The sequence below is a fragment of the Roseibium sp. R5 genome (assembly GCF_055755305.1).
Window position 1 is genome coordinate 3167770 of record NZ_CM146910.1, and the last position, 14185, is coordinate 3181954.

Consider the following 14185-nt stretch of genomic DNA (forward strand, 5'->3'; position numbering starts at 1 on the left):
GTCCAGCTTTTATTAGCGAAATCCGAAAACAGAATGCTGAATTGGCCAGTTTATACGGAAAATAAAAAATCTCATCTTCGCGGCAACACGCTGTTCAAGGAGATGATGTATGAAAGCGATGGTCTTAAAGGCATATGGTGAGGCTGCAGAATTTGAAGCTGTCCAATTGCCGGATCCTGAGGTGAAACCCGGACAAGTGCTCGTGCGTATTGGTGCGACCAGCGTCAACACTGTTGATACGATGATCAAACAGATGGGGACCGACCTTCCGCTGTCTCCAGAGTTGCCAGCCCTCTTGGGAATGGACTTTGCCGGCACGGTTGAGGCCGTGGGCGAGGGCGTTGACGGCTTTGCTCCGGGCGATGAGGTTTATGGCTGCGCTGGTGGGCTGGCCGATCTGCCGGGCGCATTGGCGGAACTGATGGCAGTTGATGCGCGGCTTATTGCCAAGAAGCCCCAGTCTTTGACCATGCGCGAGGCAGCAGCACTTCCGCTTGTTGGTATCACCGCGTTTGAGGGTCTCACCCGCGCAGGCGTCAAAGCAGGCCAAAAGGTTCTGGTTCATGGTGGCGCTGGTGGAGTTGGACATGTTGCAGTCCAACTTGCGAAGCATTTTGGTGCGGAGGTCTATGCGACCGGCTCCAAAGACGCGCAATTGTCTGCGATCAAAGGATACGGTGCGACAGCCATCAACTATACGTCCGAGGCGGTCGCCGACTATGTGGCGAAATACACGGATGGCCAGGGTTTTGATGTTGTCTTTGACTCCGTCGGCGGCGCCAATATGGCAAACTCATTCGAGGCAGCAGCACTGAACGCAAATGTCGCGTCTACAGTGGCGCTGGTCGAGCTGGACTTAAGCGTTGCCCATTTCAAGGGCCTGTCCCTTCATGTGGTCTTTATGCTGATCCCCATGCTGCATGATTTCAAGCGCTCAGAGCACGGCGTCATCCTCACCAAACTTGCTGAAATCGTTGATGCTGGGGAGCTGAAGCCGCTTTTGGATGCAACAAGTTTTCACCTTCCGGAAGTTGGGGCGGCCTATGGCCGGCTGACAAGCGGGCAGGCGATCGGCAAGGTCGTTGTGGAGCTGTAGTCGCAATATAGTTTGAAGGCGGGAAACGAGTTTAACTCGCATTTCTCCGCCAATAAAATAGGCCGCCTGACTGTTCTGTTGAGGCGGCCTTTGCCAATCAACAAGCTCGAGCACCGCGTTCGATATCGGACGTGCGCTGTTTAAACTGGGTTTTGCGCACCAGCGAAAAAAGTCAGTCGACCATCGCCATCGAAGATTGGCCTGATGCGCAACCGGTTCATGAAGGGCGTGCCGTCTTTTCGATAGTTCAGAATGTCGATTGTAAAGCGCGTTTGGGCCTTCAAACCTTGGCGAATCGCTTCGATCGCGAAAGGGTTGGTTTCCGGACCTTGAAGGAAACGGCAATTGCGTCCAACGGCTTCCGCCGATGTGTACCCGGTCTGGCGTTCGAATTCTTCACTAACAAAGATCATCGGATTGTCCGGGACATTCGGATCGGAAAATACGACGCTCATGTCCTGTTCTTCTGTTTCCAAAAGAGATCTCAGTTGATCGTCAGTTAGAGAGGTGACCATCGCGCTTTCCTCCGGATTTTATCTTGCGGCATGACCATAGAAGATCTCATCGGCGCGCCATATTCAACAAAAGCGCAAGCTGAATTCTCAGGGCCTCGCTGATGCCATCTACCTTGTCGCATGGATGTCTTGCTCTATCTGGCTGGCGACTGACCGCAATGGCAACTTTACCTCCATTTTTGACGGAAGTGATGTATGGCAAAGAACATTCTTGGCGATCTTCTCGAGAGTTGTTGTACCGACCCGATGACCGGATATCTCAGGGATGGGTTTTGTGCCACGCATGATCAAGACCGCGGGAGCCATGTTATCTGCGCTGTGGTGACGGAGGCATTTTTATCCTTCACCAAGGCACGCGGGAACGATCTACAAACGCCCATTCCAGCCTTCGGTTTTCCCGGGCTTAAGCCGGGAGATGGCTGGTGCCTATGCGCCCTTCGCTGGAAGGAGGCGCATGAAGCGGGGGCGGCGCCAAAAATCAAAGCTCGTGCAACTCATGAAAGTGCTCTTAATTTCGTACCGAAGGATGTGTTGCTTGCCTATCGCATTGATTGATGTGCGCTGCGATGAAGCAGGTGCAAGCTCTGCTTTGAACCGCTTTGGCGAAAAACATCACCGGCTGTCCGGCACCTGCTTCAGGCAAAATTCACGTGGCTGCTCTTTGCCTCGGAGGACATCATGAACGGTTTTCTACTCAGTTTCGGCAGTTCATGGCTCTGGGGCTTGGTCGCGCTTGTTGTGGTGTTATGCGGATTGGGGGCGGCCCTGTTTTTCCGCTTTGTGCCCGTGACCAAGGCAGATGTTCCTGCGGTGACAACGCGGTCCGCCGCTGGTGATACGGAGCTTGCTGGCGGTTTTTATGCTGTCCGCCCGCTTGCGGCAGTCAACCTGTTGGCACTGGAACAGCAGATTGCTCAGACCGCCCGCACACAACGCGTGTCAGGTTCACTGGATAATTTACCGCTCGTATTCGTCCATCGCTCGAAGGTCTGGGGGTTTCCGGATGTCACCCAGGTCTGGGTGGAGGGCGATTTCGTCCACATCTACTCGCACCTTGTTTATGGTGGCTCTGATCTTGGTGTGAACCAGGATCGGATGGTTGGTTGGTTCGCAGCTCTTGGCATTCAGCCTTAAGTGCCGGACACGGCCAAATTCTGAATTGCTGTAGACGTCGCTTCGGCAAACCCGCTTTTGGTTTTAGCGCTGAAAAGCACCGACCAAAGCCGACGATTTGATCTGGTAGGGTTTGAAGACCATTGTCATTATTTGCAGTTGAACAAGTCACCCGTTAGAGCTCAAGAAAATTTCTTTGTATATTGTGCTGAAATTACAAGCTTGTGTTCGTGTTTTCTTTAGTCTTTGCTCATGAATATGACTGTTGGGGCGTTGTTTTGCCTTAGAGGAATTTGCGCGTGTGATCTGATGTGAGTGCCAATGAAGCAACCTGCTCAGTTTGACGAGAAAGCCCGCTTTGAAGCTCCGGAATACGATCTCCTGCGTGCCGCATATGAAAATCTGCCGCAACCTGCTTGGGTTTTCGACAGAGCTGGCCGGTATGTCTTCCAAAACAAACTTGATCGAGAAGCCTTTGGAAACCTGATCGGCAAACGGGCCGACGAAACACGCATGCCCAAGGAGCAGGTCGAGCTTTGGGCCACGATGCACAAAAACGTATTGGCGGGGGAAACGGTCCATTGCATGACCGAAACAGAGACCCGCCATGGCCGTATCATGTCTGAAACGACCTTGGTGCCGCTCATAATAGGCGGCCGTATCGTCGGCGGGATTGGTGTTGCGACAGACAAGACTGCGCTTGTGGCGGCAGAACGGCAAAAAGCTGCGGCGCAAGCGCGTCTGGAAACTCTTTTGGCCCTATCGTCCGATTGGTTGTGGGAAGCGGATGCAGAACATCGACTGACGCGCATCCAGGGCGATGATGGCTTGATGGTCAAACAATTCCCGGACTGGACCGGCAGCAAGCTTTGGGAAATCATAGAAGACAAAGCGGACCTCGACGGCAACCCGGCCAAATTCCATGATGTCTTAACCAACCGGCAAGCCATTGAGGGCTTTATATGCGAGCTCCGAGGGCGCGATGGATCTGCGTCTCATTTTGAGGTCCACGGTGAACCGCGTTACGATTCCAAGGGCAATTTTCTCGGCCATTGGGGCGTTGCGCGCGATGTCACGCGCCGGGAAGCTCTGACCCGGCGTCTGAAATTTGCCGATCAGATTATCAATGCGACGAGAACACCAGTCATCGTTGGAGATGCAGATGGTGCCATCGAATGGGTAAACCCGGCTTTCGAAGAACTGACTGGATACTCCTTGGAAGAAGTCGCAGGCCGTAAGCCTGGCCACTTCCTGCGCTGTGACGAAACAGATCCTGAAACGTCCGCCCGCCTGACAGCCGCGATCCGTGCCGGTGAACCGGTTCGTGAAACCATACTCAATCAATCAAAATCTGGTCAAAAGTATTGGCTGGACATGGAAATCCGCCCGCTTCGAAATGATGCTGGTGTTTTGACCGGGTATATGGCGATAGAGGCCGATGTGACCGCTCTCGTTGAGAGCCGGCAGCGATTGCAGGCGATTGTCGACAACGTCACGGCGGGTGTGGTCCTTCATGGTCAAAACGGCGAGATTATTGCCGCCAATCCGGAGGCTTGCCGTCTCCTTCATATGAGCGAAGCGCAAATGCGCGGTCAGGAAATCATGGACCCGACTTGGGGCACAATATTTCCTGATGGCCGTCCAATGGGCGGAGAAGAAATGCCGTCGACCGTTGCGCTGCGCACCGGCGAACCGGTCATAAACCAGATTGTTGGGATCAAACGTCCCGATGGTGGGGTACAATGGCTGAGGGTGAATGCGAGGCCGACGAGATCTACGCCGACGGGAGACCAAGAAGTGGTGGCCAGTTTTGTGGACATCACAGCTGAGGAAAACCATAAGCGCGAGCTTGAAGAGGCGAGGACCCTCCTGAGGGATGTGATTGAAACAATTCCAGACGCTGTTGTTGCATTTGATAGCAACGACCGTTTGATCATGTGCAATCAAGCTTACCGTTCCAACTATGCCGATACGGCGCCTGCCATTGAGGACGGGGTTACGTTCCGCGAGATGTTGATGCATGGGCTTGACATAGGTCTATATGCGGATGCTGGAGATACTGCGGAAAAACAGGAACGCTGGTTAAAACGGCGCTTGGAGTCGTATCGAAATCCCAAGTCGATCTTGGTTGAAAAACTCACCGATGGTCGATGGGTCCAAATTCGTGAACGGGTTTCAGACAGGGGTGTCAGCGTTGGAGTACGCACGGATGTAACATCTCTGAAAAGGGCGGAAGAAGAGATCCGCCGGATTGCCGACACGGATTCGCTGACGGGCGCTGCCAACCGGAATGTCATGATCCGGGAGCTTTCCAAAATAGCGGAAAGAGCGAAGGCGGCATCAGAGAGCGCGCTGTTCGGGATCGTGGACCTGGATCAGTTCAAATCCGTCAACGATACACTGGGGCATGATGCTGGTGATCTTCTTCTGCAGGAGACCGTTGCCCGTCTGGAACAGTTTGTCGACCAGGCCGGTGGCGGCACGGTCGCCCGTCTTGGTGGCGATGAATTTGCATTTATCGTTCCGGGCCTCGGTGGCCTCGATGGTGGGCTCTCCGATATGCCCGGCCTCCATGCCGCGCTCTGCCAGCCGGTCCAGCTAGGGTCGCGAACAATCCCTTCAACGGTTTCAATGGGTTTGGCACGGGTGCCAGCCGATGGAGACACTTCGACGGAAATCTTCAAGAGTGCAGACCTTGCGCTCTACCAGGCCAAAGCATCCGGTCGGAACGGATGGAGATGTTACGACGAGCTTTACCGGCGTAGCCTTGAGCGGCGCCAAGACCTTGCGCAAGGGTTGAAGGCAGCGATCGCGAACGACCAGATTACTGTTGCCTACCAGCCTCAGGTTGAGGCGGCAACGGGCCGTTTGGTTGGTTTTGAAGCTTTGGCGCGCTGGGCGCAAAACGGAACGCCTGTATCGCCCGCTGAATTCGTGGCGATTGCTGAGGATGCGGGGCTCGGTGTTCCCTTGGGCTGCGCCGTGATCAAGGCGGCGTGCCGCGACTTTGCAAAGCTGATCGATGAGGGATTTGATCCTGGCCGGTTGGCGATCAATCTATCAACGTCTCAGCTGTGCGACCCGGAATTTCCAGATCGCGTTGCGCGCCAGTTGGACAATCTAAAGGTCCTGCGGGGGCGGCTTGAGTTTGAAATCACGGAAACGGTGCTCCTGGACCAGCGTTTCGAAGAAATCCATCGGAATTTGGTTCGGTTGCATGAGTTTGGTGTGCTGATCTCGCTTGATGATTTCGGCACCGGCTATGGATCCCTCAAACACCTTTTGCGGCTGCCGATCAACAAGGTGAAAATCGACAAGTCCTTCATCGAGAACCTTGATACGAGCGAAAGCGCGGCCACAATCGTCAAAACAACCATCATTCTGGCAAAGAGCCTTGGTATGGGCGTTGTGGCTGAGGGCGTCGAAACCCGGGCGCAGCGAAATTTTCTAATTCAGGCCGGGTGTTCGGATATCCAGGGTTTTCTGATCAGCAAGCCTGATGAATTGGTGAATGCGTACCAGGCCGCGTTGGATGCTGAGCAGGATGACCACCCGGAAAGCTCCTGGAGCATTTAGGTAACTTTCGGCTACTCATCGGCTGAAATGGTTTTGCGAATCGAGCGGGGGGAGCCGATACCTAGGAAATGGCAAAGCACACCTGCGAACGATTGTTTTCAGTACCCATACCCCGGACGTGGGCCCGTAGTGTGCTGGTCGCGCTTCTTTTGTGGCCGCCGGGTCTCCATTCGCAAGAGTTTACGCCAAACGAGTCTTCGCTTGGTTCCTTGACCTGCCAGCAGCTTTGGTATGTGGAGCAGGAAGTGTTGGCAGAAGGTCGTGTGTGCTTGAAGAGCCGGCGGGCACAAAACGCCTTCAAGCGAGCCAAGCCTTGTATTTCCGATGAGGAAAGAATTTTGCCGGCGAAGGCGAGAGACTATCTCTCAGCGGTGCGGGAAACGGCAACTTTGAAGAAGTGCTCTTAACTGGACGGGCTTTCGTTAAGCCTGTGGACCTTCATCGCTTTTCCGGTGGCGCTTTTGTGCATCTGCCGTTAATTCTGGAGGCACCAGCAAATAGGATGCGGCTGCTTCCGGCAAGAACGCACGGAACAAAGGGAGGGCGAAATGAGCAACGCTGCCGAGCTTGATATGCCCCCTTCACCTGAGCTGCAAATCCCGGTTCGCGACGAGGACGAACGGCTTAATCCGGACTTCATAGCGGCCGTAGAAACCGCAATCGCGGCGGAAGACAAATCCGGTCTGTCAGCAATTGCAGCTGATTTGCACGAAGCAGACACGGGCGACCTACTTGAGGCCTTAAATCCGGATGACCGGGCCGCCTTTATCCGGCTTCTCGGCGAGGATTTTGACTACACCGCCTTGACGGAGACGGACGAGGCGGTCCGTCTGCAGCTTCTGGAAGACCTGCCGAACGAAGTCATCGCGGAAGGGCTTGGCGAACTTGATTCTGATGACGCGGTCTACATCCTTGAGGACCTGGACGAAGACGACCAGGCCGCAATCCTTGAGGAACTGCCCTATGCGGACAGGGCCCAGCTCAAAAAGGCGCTGGATTATCCTGAAGACAGCGCCGGCCGCCGCATGCAGAGTGAGTTCATCGCGGTCGCTCCGTTCTGGACCGTTGGCCAGACCATCGATTACATGCGCGAAGCCCGGGATCTCCCGGATGACTTTTATGAGATCTATGTTGTCGACCCCTCGTTCAAACTGTTGGGGTCTGTCCATCTCGACAAGATCTTGAGAACCAAGCGGCGCGAAAAAGTCACTTCGATCATGGCCGAGCGGCTGGACGCCGTCCAGGCGACGGAAGATCAGGAAGAGGTCGCACGGCGGTTCGAACGCTACAATCTTGTATCTTCTGCGGTGGTTGACGAAAACGACCGACTCGTCGGCGTTTTGACAGTCGATGACATCGTTGACGTCATCCAGGAAGAAGCCGAAGAAGATCTGCGTGCCCTCGCCGGGGTGGGCGATGAGGAAATTTCGGACAATGTCATGACAATTGCGAGGTCCCGGTTGACCTGGCTGGTTGTCAATCTTGGCACCGCGGTTCTGGCGTCTGTGGTGATCGCGCTGTTTGAGGACACAATCGAAGCGATGGTTGCGCTTGCCGTCCTGATGCCGATCGTAGCGTCGATGGGGGGCAATGCAGGAACACAGACGATGACCGTTGCCGTCCGGGGTATCGCGACCCAGGAACTCAGCGCCCGGAACCTCATGCGGGTTCTCAATCGCGAGGTCCTCGTCAGCTTTTTGAACGGACTGGCATTGGCCGTCCTGATCGGTGTGACCGCCTGGTTGTGGTTTTCAAGCGTTGGGCTTGGCGTTGTGATCGGCAGCGCCATCGTGATCAATATGCTGTTTGCCGGTTTGTCCGGCCTATTGATTCCGATCGCACTCGACCGGCTCAATATTGATCCGGCAATCGCATCGAGTGTGTTCGTGACAACCGTGACGGACGTCGTGGGCTTCTTCGCCTTCCTCGGCATTGCCGCACTCTGGTTTGGCTTGCCATTTTAAGGATCCGAAGACCTTGCATCAGTTGAGGTCAGTGTTTCTGAGGTTATCCCGCAGCTTCATGATCTTGGTTTGGAGATCAACGATTTCCTCAAGGCTCAGGCCCGTTGAAGAGAAGATGCACTCTGCAAAGTGTTCAGTCTTCTTTTGGAGATTGCGGCCTTTGCGGGTGAGCTTCAGGATCACCTGCCGTTCGTCCTTGGTGGAGCGGGTGCGGGTGAGGAGACCCATGGCTTCCAGGCGTTTCAGCAGTGGTGTGAGCGTGTTGGTGTCCAACTGAAGTTTTTGCGTGATCGCCCCGACCGGGACGTTGTTCTTGTCCCACAAGACAGTCATGGCAAGAAACTGCGGATACGTCAGGCCGACGTCCTTGAGCAGCGTTTTATAGACACCGTGCATCGCATGGTTTGCCGAATAGAGCGAAAAGCACAGATACTTGTCGAGCGGCAGCGGGCCATCAGGACGAATCTCCAGCGTGCCGATGCCGTCGGATTTTTCGCCGGTTTCAATTGAATTTCCTACGGCTGCGTCCGATGTGTTCGCCGGAACGTCACCGGTTGCATCTTCTGGATCAGTGACTTCAACTGCTGCCACATCCGAAGCCGAGGCTGCCGTTTCAGCGGTCTTTTTGGCCTTCCGTTTTTTTGGCTTGGAAGACTTTTCCGGCGCAGCTGACTTCTTGTCTTTTTTGGGTTTTTCGTCTTCGGGCGCATTGAAGCCGATTGCGTCCAGAAGAGACATTTGATTGGTCGTCGTGCTCATAATCCGCCTTATAAATCGCGCGCGACTTGATCGCAACCTGTTGACGTTTTTGCCAGCGCAGCTTATGTGGGTAAATTATATCGTGCACGATATAAAATAGTGCCTTCGGGCAAATCCAGTTTTAACGTTGTAAGGGAATGATGAGATGAGCGTTGAAGTGCTTTATGAAACGAAAGCAAAGGCAACCGGCGGGCGCGATGGAGCGGTTGAAACCCTTACCGGATCGTTCAAGACCAAGCTGACAACGCCGAAAGAACTCGGTGGTGCCGGAGGTGAAGGCAACAACCCGGAAGAGCTGTTTGCGTCCGGTTACGCAGCCTGTTTCATTGGGGCCATGAAATTTGTTGGCAGCCAGGAACAAATCGCGGTCCCAGCAGACACATCCATCACCGCGACAGTCGGCATTGGCCCGAGATCCGAGGGTGGATTTGGTTTGGAGGTCGCTCTGGAAGTCTCGGTTCCGGGCATGGACAAGGCTGAGGCCGAAGCGCTGGTCGCCAAGGCGCATGAGGTATGCCCGTACTCCAATGCGACCCGCGGAAACATCGACGTGAAACTGTCGATTGCCTAACTGAGAGCGCCGGCCGGGTCAGGCAGACCGGGCCGGCCTTTCAGACTTCAGAGGGATTGAGACTATGGACGAGAACCTTTTTGTGGTTGATCTGACCTACGTGGCTCCGCTTGACAAAGTGACCGTATTTCTTGAACCGCACCGGGCGTTTTTGAAGGCCAATTACGATGCTGGCCTTTTTCTAGCATCCGGTCCGAAGGTGCCTCGCACTGGCGGCATAATACTGGCCCGGGCCGCCAGCCGTGAAACCGTTGAATCCGCTCTTGAGGCCGATCCATTCAAGAGGGAGGGCCTTGCCGACTATGTCGTGACTGAATTCGATCCGGTCATGATTGCGGACCGCGTCTCTTTTTAACAAGCGCAGGGGTTTTGGCTTGGCGGCATTCTTCTAGGTGTGAAAGGGGCCGTAGGCACTGTCTCGATGGCAGGGCTCTCCGGCAAAGGATGGCGTCCAGGAGGCGGTGCGGCCTCGGAAGCAACGCCTTGCGCCTGCCGCAGCGGCCGAGGGACCTTTATGCGGCAATAATAAAAAAATAAAAATATTTCTTTATTTGGTCTGGTATTCTCGGTTCAGTGCCCCCAAATTGCGGCTCACATACAGATTTGATAATGTGAGGTGAGATGAGCGAGCGGCCAGAAATCGGCGGAATTCTTGAAACGGCGGTCTATGTCGATGACATGAGTGCTGCCCATACGTTTTACAGCAACGTTCTGGGGCTGGTCCGCATGGTTGAGGGAGAAAGGCTATATGCCTATGACGCCGGACCTGCCCAGACCTTGCTGGTTTTTTACCGTGGGCACACAGCGGAGGATGTCGAAACACCTGGCGGGATTGTTCCAGGTCACCATTCCAGCGGTCCTGGCCATTTCGCCTTCCGGATCGGTGCCGATACACTGGATGCATGGCGGTCCTACCTTGAAGAGCAGGGGGTGAAAATCATCAGTGAGGTGGTTTGGCCTGCCGGGGGGGCCAGCCTGTATTTCAAGGATCCGGACGGGAATATTCTGGAGTTGGCATCCGCACCACTCTGGCCGAATTTCAAGGCATGACCGGAGCAGCCTGTGCCGCCCTCTGACGGGCGGGGCCGGGCTTCAAAAAATCAGCCCGGAATGCTGGCAGTCATCGGACCGCATAAGGATCGCCTTTTCTGATATAGTTGTCTTCCGTTTCGGAACCTGCCTGTTTCCATTGTGAATTCTTAGGATTTATCCGCCATGGTGGCCGCTGCATGGGGACGGCGAGGGATGGTATGAAATTCTTGCAAGCGGTTTTGCGGATATTGTTCTACATTGCCGTCGGTGGTGTGATTTCGATTGCGGGGGCGGCCTTCTTTTTCATGAGTTGGGAACCGGACCGGGACGATTTTCCTGTGCGCGGCATAGATGTTTCGCATCATCAAGGAGACATCGACTGGGCAAAGGTTGCGGGCGATGATGTTGCCTTTGCGTACATCAAGGCGAGCGAAGGTGGCGATTTCCGCGACCGGGCATTTGCTGCAAACTGGCAAGCGGCGAGGGCCGCTGGCCTGCCAACGGGTGCTTATCACTTCTTCAGTTTGTGCAAGGACGGTGCCTCGCAGGCGCGCAACTTTCTGGCTGTTTTGCCGGACGAGCCGGATATGCTGGCACCCGTTGTTGATCTGGAGTTTGAGGGAAATTGTGCCCGCAGACCCGCGACCGAGGAGCTGCTGCGGGAGATCAGCGCCTTTGTTGCAGCGGTGGAACCGATCGCAGGCAAGCGGGTCATTTTCTATGCGCCGGAAGAGTTTTACCGGATTTATTTGAGCGGCAATGGGCTGAACCGCAGGCTTTGGGTGCGCTCCATCTGGCATGCGCCGTCTTATTCCTCAGATTGGGTGCTCTGGCAGTTTCACCAGCGCGGGACTGTGGACGGGATTTCCGGCAGCGTTGATCTGAATGTTCTCCAGAAGGAATTGTCTGTTGATGATATTCAAAGTTAAAATATTGAAATAAATATCGAAAATAAGATCTATTGACTTTAACGTAAAAAGACGGAAATGTGCCCGCGAAGGATCGGGTATGCAGCGCTATTTTACCATTACACAGCTCACGCAAGAGTTCGACATCACCACCAGAACGCTTCGGTTTTATGAGGCTCAAGGGTTGGTGACACCCCAGCGCCGTGGCCGTCAAAGGCTGTACACGCCCGGAGACCGAACCCGTATCAAGTTGATTTTGCGTGGCAAACGGCTGGGCTTTTCGCTGGCTGAAGTCAAAGAACTGATCGGCATGTACGGCAGTGCACCGGGAGAGGCCGGGCAGCTGCGGCTCCTGATGGAGAAAATTGCCGCACGGCGCGAAGAGCTTTTGGAAAAGCAACGCGATATTGAATTGACGTTGCTTGAGCTGGAAGAGGTGGAAGCCGGTGCGCTCGCGCGTATGGAAGAGCTTACCCCAGTGACCAGTGACCAGTGAGGAGCGTTGAACATGGAGCTGAAACCGCGATCAGCCGACTGGGAACAGCGGGTGCGCAAGAGTTTTGAGGCGCAAGCCTTCATGGATCACCTCGGTGCCCGTATGGTCCATTTGGCACCTGGGGCGGTTGATCTCGAACTGTCGATGCGTCCTGAGTTGACGCAACAGCATGGGTACTTTCATGCCGGTGCCACATCCTCGATTGCTGACAGTGCGGCCGGTTATGCGGCTCTGACCCTTTTTGCCGATGGCACTGGCGTTCTGACCACCGAATACAAGATCAATCTGCTCAATCCTGCGGCACAGCCAACGCTTGTCGCCCGGGGCCGTGTTCTCAAGCCCGGGCGGACACTGACGATCGCCCGCGCTGATGTCTATGGCTTGTCGGGCGACACACAAATCCATGTGGCGACCGGGCTTTTCACCCTGATGAGCCTTGCGGGCATGAAGGACTGAATATGGCACCCATTCAAATCAGACCGATCGAACGGGCGGACAAACCCGCATGGCTGCCGCTGTGGCAGGCGTATCTGGCGTTCTACCAGCAAACCCTGCCTGACGAGGTCACCAATGGGTTGTTCGAGAGGTTGCTGTCAGATGGCTATCATGACGGGCTGGTGGCGGAGCAGGACCGCGAACTGGTTGGTTTCGTGCATTATCTAAACCACGCCTCGACCTGGTCGCTCACCCCGACCTGCTATCTCGAAGACCTTTATGTCGACAGCTCTCAGCGCGGCGGCGGTGTTGGCCGCAAGCTGATTGAGGCCGTCTACGCAGCGGCTGAGCAAAGCGGCTGCAGCAATGTCTACTGGCACACACACGATCACAACACCGTAGCCCGGCAGCTCTATGACCGGGTCGGTATCCTGAGCAATTTCGTGCGCTACGAAAAGCGCAAATGGGAGGACAGCGTATGATCCGCAACGATTTTCCAAGCTTCAACTTCGATCTCGGCGAGACCGCTGACATGCTGCGTGACACCGTGCGGTCCTATTCTCAGGACCGCATCGCGCCTTTGGCCGAAAAGATTGACCGGGACGACTGGTTCCCGCGCGAGCTGTGGCCGGAAATGGGTGAACTGGGCTTGCACGGCATCACGGTTGAAGAAGAGTGGGGCGGTTCCGGCCTCGGCTATCTTGAACACTGCATTGCCATGGAAGAGGTCAGCCGGGCCTCGGCCTCGATCGGCCTGAGCTACGGGGCGCATTCGAACCTGTGCGTGAACCAGCTGCGCCGTTGGGGCAATGACGATCAGAAAAAACGCTATCTCGGCAAATTGGTGTCCGGTGAACATCTCGGCGCGCTGGCGATGTCTGAACCGGGGGCGGGATCAGATGTAGTGTCGATGAAGCTGCGCGCTGATAAAAAGGGCGATAAATACATCCTCAACGGCTCCAAGATGTGGATCACCAACGGTCCATCCGCGGACACGATGATCATCTATGCCAAGACCGATATGGATGCGGGCCCCAAAGGCATGACAGCCTTCCTGGTCGAGAAGGATTTCAAAGGTTTCTCCGTTGCCCAGAAGCTCGACAAGCTGGGTATGCGCGGATCTGAAACCGGGGAACTGGTCTTCCAGGATTGTGAAGTGCCGGAAGAAAACGTGCTCGGTGAAGTCGGCAAGGGCGTCAATGTCCTGATGTCCGGCCTCGATTATGAGCGCGCTGTTCTGGCCGCAGGTGCAGTTGGCATCATGCAGGCCGCCATGGACGTAGTGATTCCTTACGTTCACGAGCGTGAGCAGTTCGGCAAGCCGATCGGCACGTTCCAGCTGGTCCAGGGCAAGGTCGCTGACATGTATGTCTCCATGAACGCCTCCAAGGCCTACGTCTACGCAGTCGCAAAGGCCTGTGACCGGGGAGAAACCACCCGCGAAGATGCTGCCGGCGCAATCCTTTATGCCGCTGAAAACGCAACTAAGATGGCGCTGGATGCCATCCAGCTTCTCGGCGGCAACGGTTACATCAACGAGTACCCGACCGGACGGCTTCTGCGCGATGCCAAGCTCTACGAGATTGGCGCGGGCACCTCTGAAATCCGGCGCATGCTGATCGGCCGTGAGATCTTCTCCAAGACAGCGTGATTTTTCAGATCTCTTTGAACACTCGTTTTAAAAGCGGTGAGCATTCTTGTCGTGCTCACCGCCATTTTT

Annotated in this window: 15 protein-coding genes; 13 read left to right on the plus strand and 2 right to left on the minus strand. The window is 55.2% G+C overall.

Annotation, left to right across the window (positions count from 1 at the left end; genetic code table 11):
- Nucleotides 1-109: 109 nt before the first annotated feature.
- Nucleotides 110-1096, plus strand: coding sequence for a zinc-dependent alcohol dehydrogenase family protein (locus tag AC0J4F_RS14875; RefSeq protein WP_473023870.1), 987 nt, complete (start codon nucleotides 110-112; stop codon nucleotides 1094-1096).
- Between the two features lie 140 nt (nucleotides 1097-1236).
- On the opposite strand, the gene AC0J4F_RS14880 is transcribed toward AC0J4F_RS14875, so the two are convergent.
- Complete coding sequence (locus AC0J4F_RS14880; protein WP_133946906.1) at nucleotides 1237-1611, minus strand: PAS domain-containing protein; 375 nt, start codon at nucleotides 1609-1611, stop codon at nucleotides 1237-1239.
- A 195-nt stretch (nucleotides 1612-1806) separates the two neighbouring features.
- Here AC0J4F_RS14880 and AC0J4F_RS14885 point away from each other — a divergent pair, with 195 nt between their 5' ends.
- The 4 genes from AC0J4F_RS14885 to mgtE all read left to right on the plus strand — a co-directional run bounded on the left by AC0J4F_RS14885 (nucleotide 1807) and on the right by mgtE (nucleotide 8264).
- Entirely contained in the window at nucleotides 1807-2166 is a 360-nt protein-coding gene (locus tag AC0J4F_RS14885) for a DUF2237 family protein (RefSeq protein ID WP_473023871.1), read from the plus strand.
- Between the two features lie 123 nt (nucleotides 2167-2289).
- Nucleotides 2290-2745, plus strand: coding sequence for a DUF1499 domain-containing protein (locus tag AC0J4F_RS14890; RefSeq protein WP_473023872.1), 456 nt, complete (start codon nucleotides 2290-2292; stop codon nucleotides 2743-2745).
- Nucleotides 2746-3045: 300 nt separating this feature from the next.
- The gene (locus AC0J4F_RS14895; RefSeq protein ID WP_473023873.1) at nucleotides 3046-6300 is read left to right on the plus strand and encodes an EAL domain-containing protein; all 3255 of its coding nucleotides are present in this window, start codon (nucleotides 3046-3048) and stop codon (nucleotides 6298-6300) included.
- A 548-nt stretch (nucleotides 6301-6848) separates the two neighbouring features.
- A complete protein-coding gene (gene mgtE / locus AC0J4F_RS14900) occupies nucleotides 6849-8264 on the plus strand; it encodes a magnesium transporter (RefSeq protein WP_409688655.1) in 1416 nt (471 codons plus the stop codon).
- A gap of 18 nt (nucleotides 8265-8282) precedes the next feature.
- Here the strand turns inward: mgtE and AC0J4F_RS14905 are convergent, their stop codons facing one another.
- Nucleotides 8283-9023 carry a MarR family transcriptional regulator gene (locus AC0J4F_RS14905; protein WP_133946911.1) on the minus strand — a complete coding sequence of 247 codons (741 nt, stop codon included), beginning with the start codon at nucleotides 9021-9023 and terminating at the stop codon, nucleotides 8283-8285.
- Between the two features lie 145 nt (nucleotides 9024-9168).
- On the opposite strand from AC0J4F_RS14905, the gene AC0J4F_RS14910 reads away from it, so the two are divergent.
- The 8 genes from AC0J4F_RS14910 to AC0J4F_RS14945 all read left to right on the plus strand — a co-directional run bounded on the left by AC0J4F_RS14910 (nucleotide 9169) and on the right by AC0J4F_RS14945 (nucleotide 14116).
- A complete protein-coding gene (locus tag AC0J4F_RS14910) occupies nucleotides 9169-9594 on the plus strand; it encodes an organic hydroperoxide resistance protein (RefSeq protein ID WP_473023874.1) in 426 nt (141 codons plus the stop codon).
- Between the two features lie 64 nt (nucleotides 9595-9658).
- Complete coding sequence (locus AC0J4F_RS14915) at nucleotides 9659-9949, plus strand: YciI family protein (protein ID WP_473023875.1); 291 nt, start codon at nucleotides 9659-9661, stop codon at nucleotides 9947-9949.
- 266 nt (nucleotides 9950-10215) lie between these two features.
- On the plus strand, nucleotides 10216-10644 hold the full coding sequence (locus tag AC0J4F_RS14920; RefSeq protein WP_473023876.1) for a VOC family protein: 429 nt from the start codon (nucleotides 10216-10218) through the stop codon (nucleotides 10642-10644).
- Between the two features lie 200 nt (nucleotides 10645-10844).
- Nucleotides 10845-11555 carry a glycoside hydrolase family 25 protein gene (locus tag AC0J4F_RS14925; RefSeq protein ID WP_473023877.1) on the plus strand — a complete coding sequence of 237 codons (711 nt, stop codon included), beginning with the start codon at nucleotides 10845-10847 and terminating at the stop codon, nucleotides 11553-11555.
- A 79-nt stretch (nucleotides 11556-11634) separates the two neighbouring features.
- Nucleotides 11635-12030: a MerR family transcriptional regulator gene (locus AC0J4F_RS14930; RefSeq protein WP_473023878.1), complete on the plus strand. Its 396-nt coding sequence runs from the start codon at nucleotides 11635-11637 to the stop codon at nucleotides 12028-12030.
- Nucleotides 12031-12042: 12 nt separating this feature from the next.
- Nucleotides 12043-12486 carry a PaaI family thioesterase gene (locus AC0J4F_RS14935; protein ID WP_473023879.1) on the plus strand — a complete coding sequence of 148 codons (444 nt, stop codon included), beginning with the start codon at nucleotides 12043-12045 and terminating at the stop codon, nucleotides 12484-12486.
- Nucleotides 12487-12488: 2 nt separating this feature from the next.
- The gene (locus AC0J4F_RS14940) at nucleotides 12489-12947 is read left to right on the plus strand and encodes a GNAT family N-acetyltransferase (protein WP_473023880.1); all 459 of its coding nucleotides are present in this window, start codon (nucleotides 12489-12491) and stop codon (nucleotides 12945-12947) included.
- On the plus strand, nucleotides 12944-14116 hold the full coding sequence (locus AC0J4F_RS14945) for an isovaleryl-CoA dehydrogenase (RefSeq protein WP_008189642.1): 1173 nt from the start codon (nucleotides 12944-12946) through the stop codon (nucleotides 14114-14116). The genes AC0J4F_RS14940 and AC0J4F_RS14945 overlap by 4 nt, the downstream gene beginning before the upstream one ends.
- Nucleotides 14117-14185: the final 69 nt, after the last annotated feature.

What these genes read in the sequence shown, in the direction of transcription:
- AC0J4F_RS14935 (WP_473023879.1), top strand. Translation starts at nt 12,043, where the DNA reads ATGGAGCTGAAACCGCGATCAGCCGACTGGGAACAGCGGGTGCGCAAG.
- AC0J4F_RS14940 (WP_473023880.1), top strand. Translation starts at nt 12,489, where the DNA reads ATGGCACCCATTCAAATCAGACCGATCGAACGGGCGGACAAACCCGCA.
- AC0J4F_RS14895 (WP_473023873.1), top strand. Translation starts at nt 3,046, where the DNA reads ATGAAGCAACCTGCTCAGTTTGACGAGAAAGCCCGCTTTGAAGCTCCG.
- AC0J4F_RS14915 (WP_473023875.1), top strand. Translation starts at nt 9,659, where the DNA reads ATGGACGAGAACCTTTTTGTGGTTGATCTGACCTACGTGGCTCCGCTT.
- AC0J4F_RS14920 (WP_473023876.1), top strand. Translation starts at nt 10,216, where the DNA reads ATGAGCGAGCGGCCAGAAATCGGCGGAATTCTTGAAACGGCGGTCTAT.
- AC0J4F_RS14930 (WP_473023878.1), top strand. Translation starts at nt 11,635, where the DNA reads ATGCAGCGCTATTTTACCATTACACAGCTCACGCAAGAGTTCGACATC.
- AC0J4F_RS14890 (WP_473023872.1), top strand. Translation starts at nt 2,290, where the DNA reads ATGAACGGTTTTCTACTCAGTTTCGGCAGTTCATGGCTCTGGGGCTTG.
- AC0J4F_RS14880 (WP_133946906.1), bottom strand. Translation starts at nt 1,611, where the DNA reads ATGGTCACCTCTCTAACTGACGATCAACTGAGATCTCTTTTGGAAACA.
- AC0J4F_RS14885 (WP_473023871.1), top strand. Translation starts at nt 1,807, where the DNA reads ATGGCAAAGAACATTCTTGGCGATCTTCTCGAGAGTTGTTGTACCGAC.
- AC0J4F_RS14905 (WP_133946911.1), bottom strand. Translation starts at nt 9,023, where the DNA reads ATGAGCACGACGACCAATCAAATGTCTCTTCTGGACGCAATCGGCTTC.
- AC0J4F_RS14925 (WP_473023877.1), top strand. Translation starts at nt 10,845, where the DNA reads ATGAAATTCTTGCAAGCGGTTTTGCGGATATTGTTCTACATTGCCGTC.
- mgtE (WP_409688655.1), top strand. Translation starts at nt 6,849, where the DNA reads ATGAGCAACGCTGCCGAGCTTGATATGCCCCCTTCACCTGAGCTGCAA.
- AC0J4F_RS14875 (WP_473023870.1), top strand. Translation starts at nt 110, where the DNA reads ATGAAAGCGATGGTCTTAAAGGCATATGGTGAGGCTGCAGAATTTGAA.
- AC0J4F_RS14910 (WP_473023874.1), top strand. Translation starts at nt 9,169, where the DNA reads ATGAGCGTTGAAGTGCTTTATGAAACGAAAGCAAAGGCAACCGGCGGG.
- AC0J4F_RS14945 (WP_008189642.1), top strand. Translation starts at nt 12,944, where the DNA reads ATGATCCGCAACGATTTTCCAAGCTTCAACTTCGATCTCGGCGAGACC.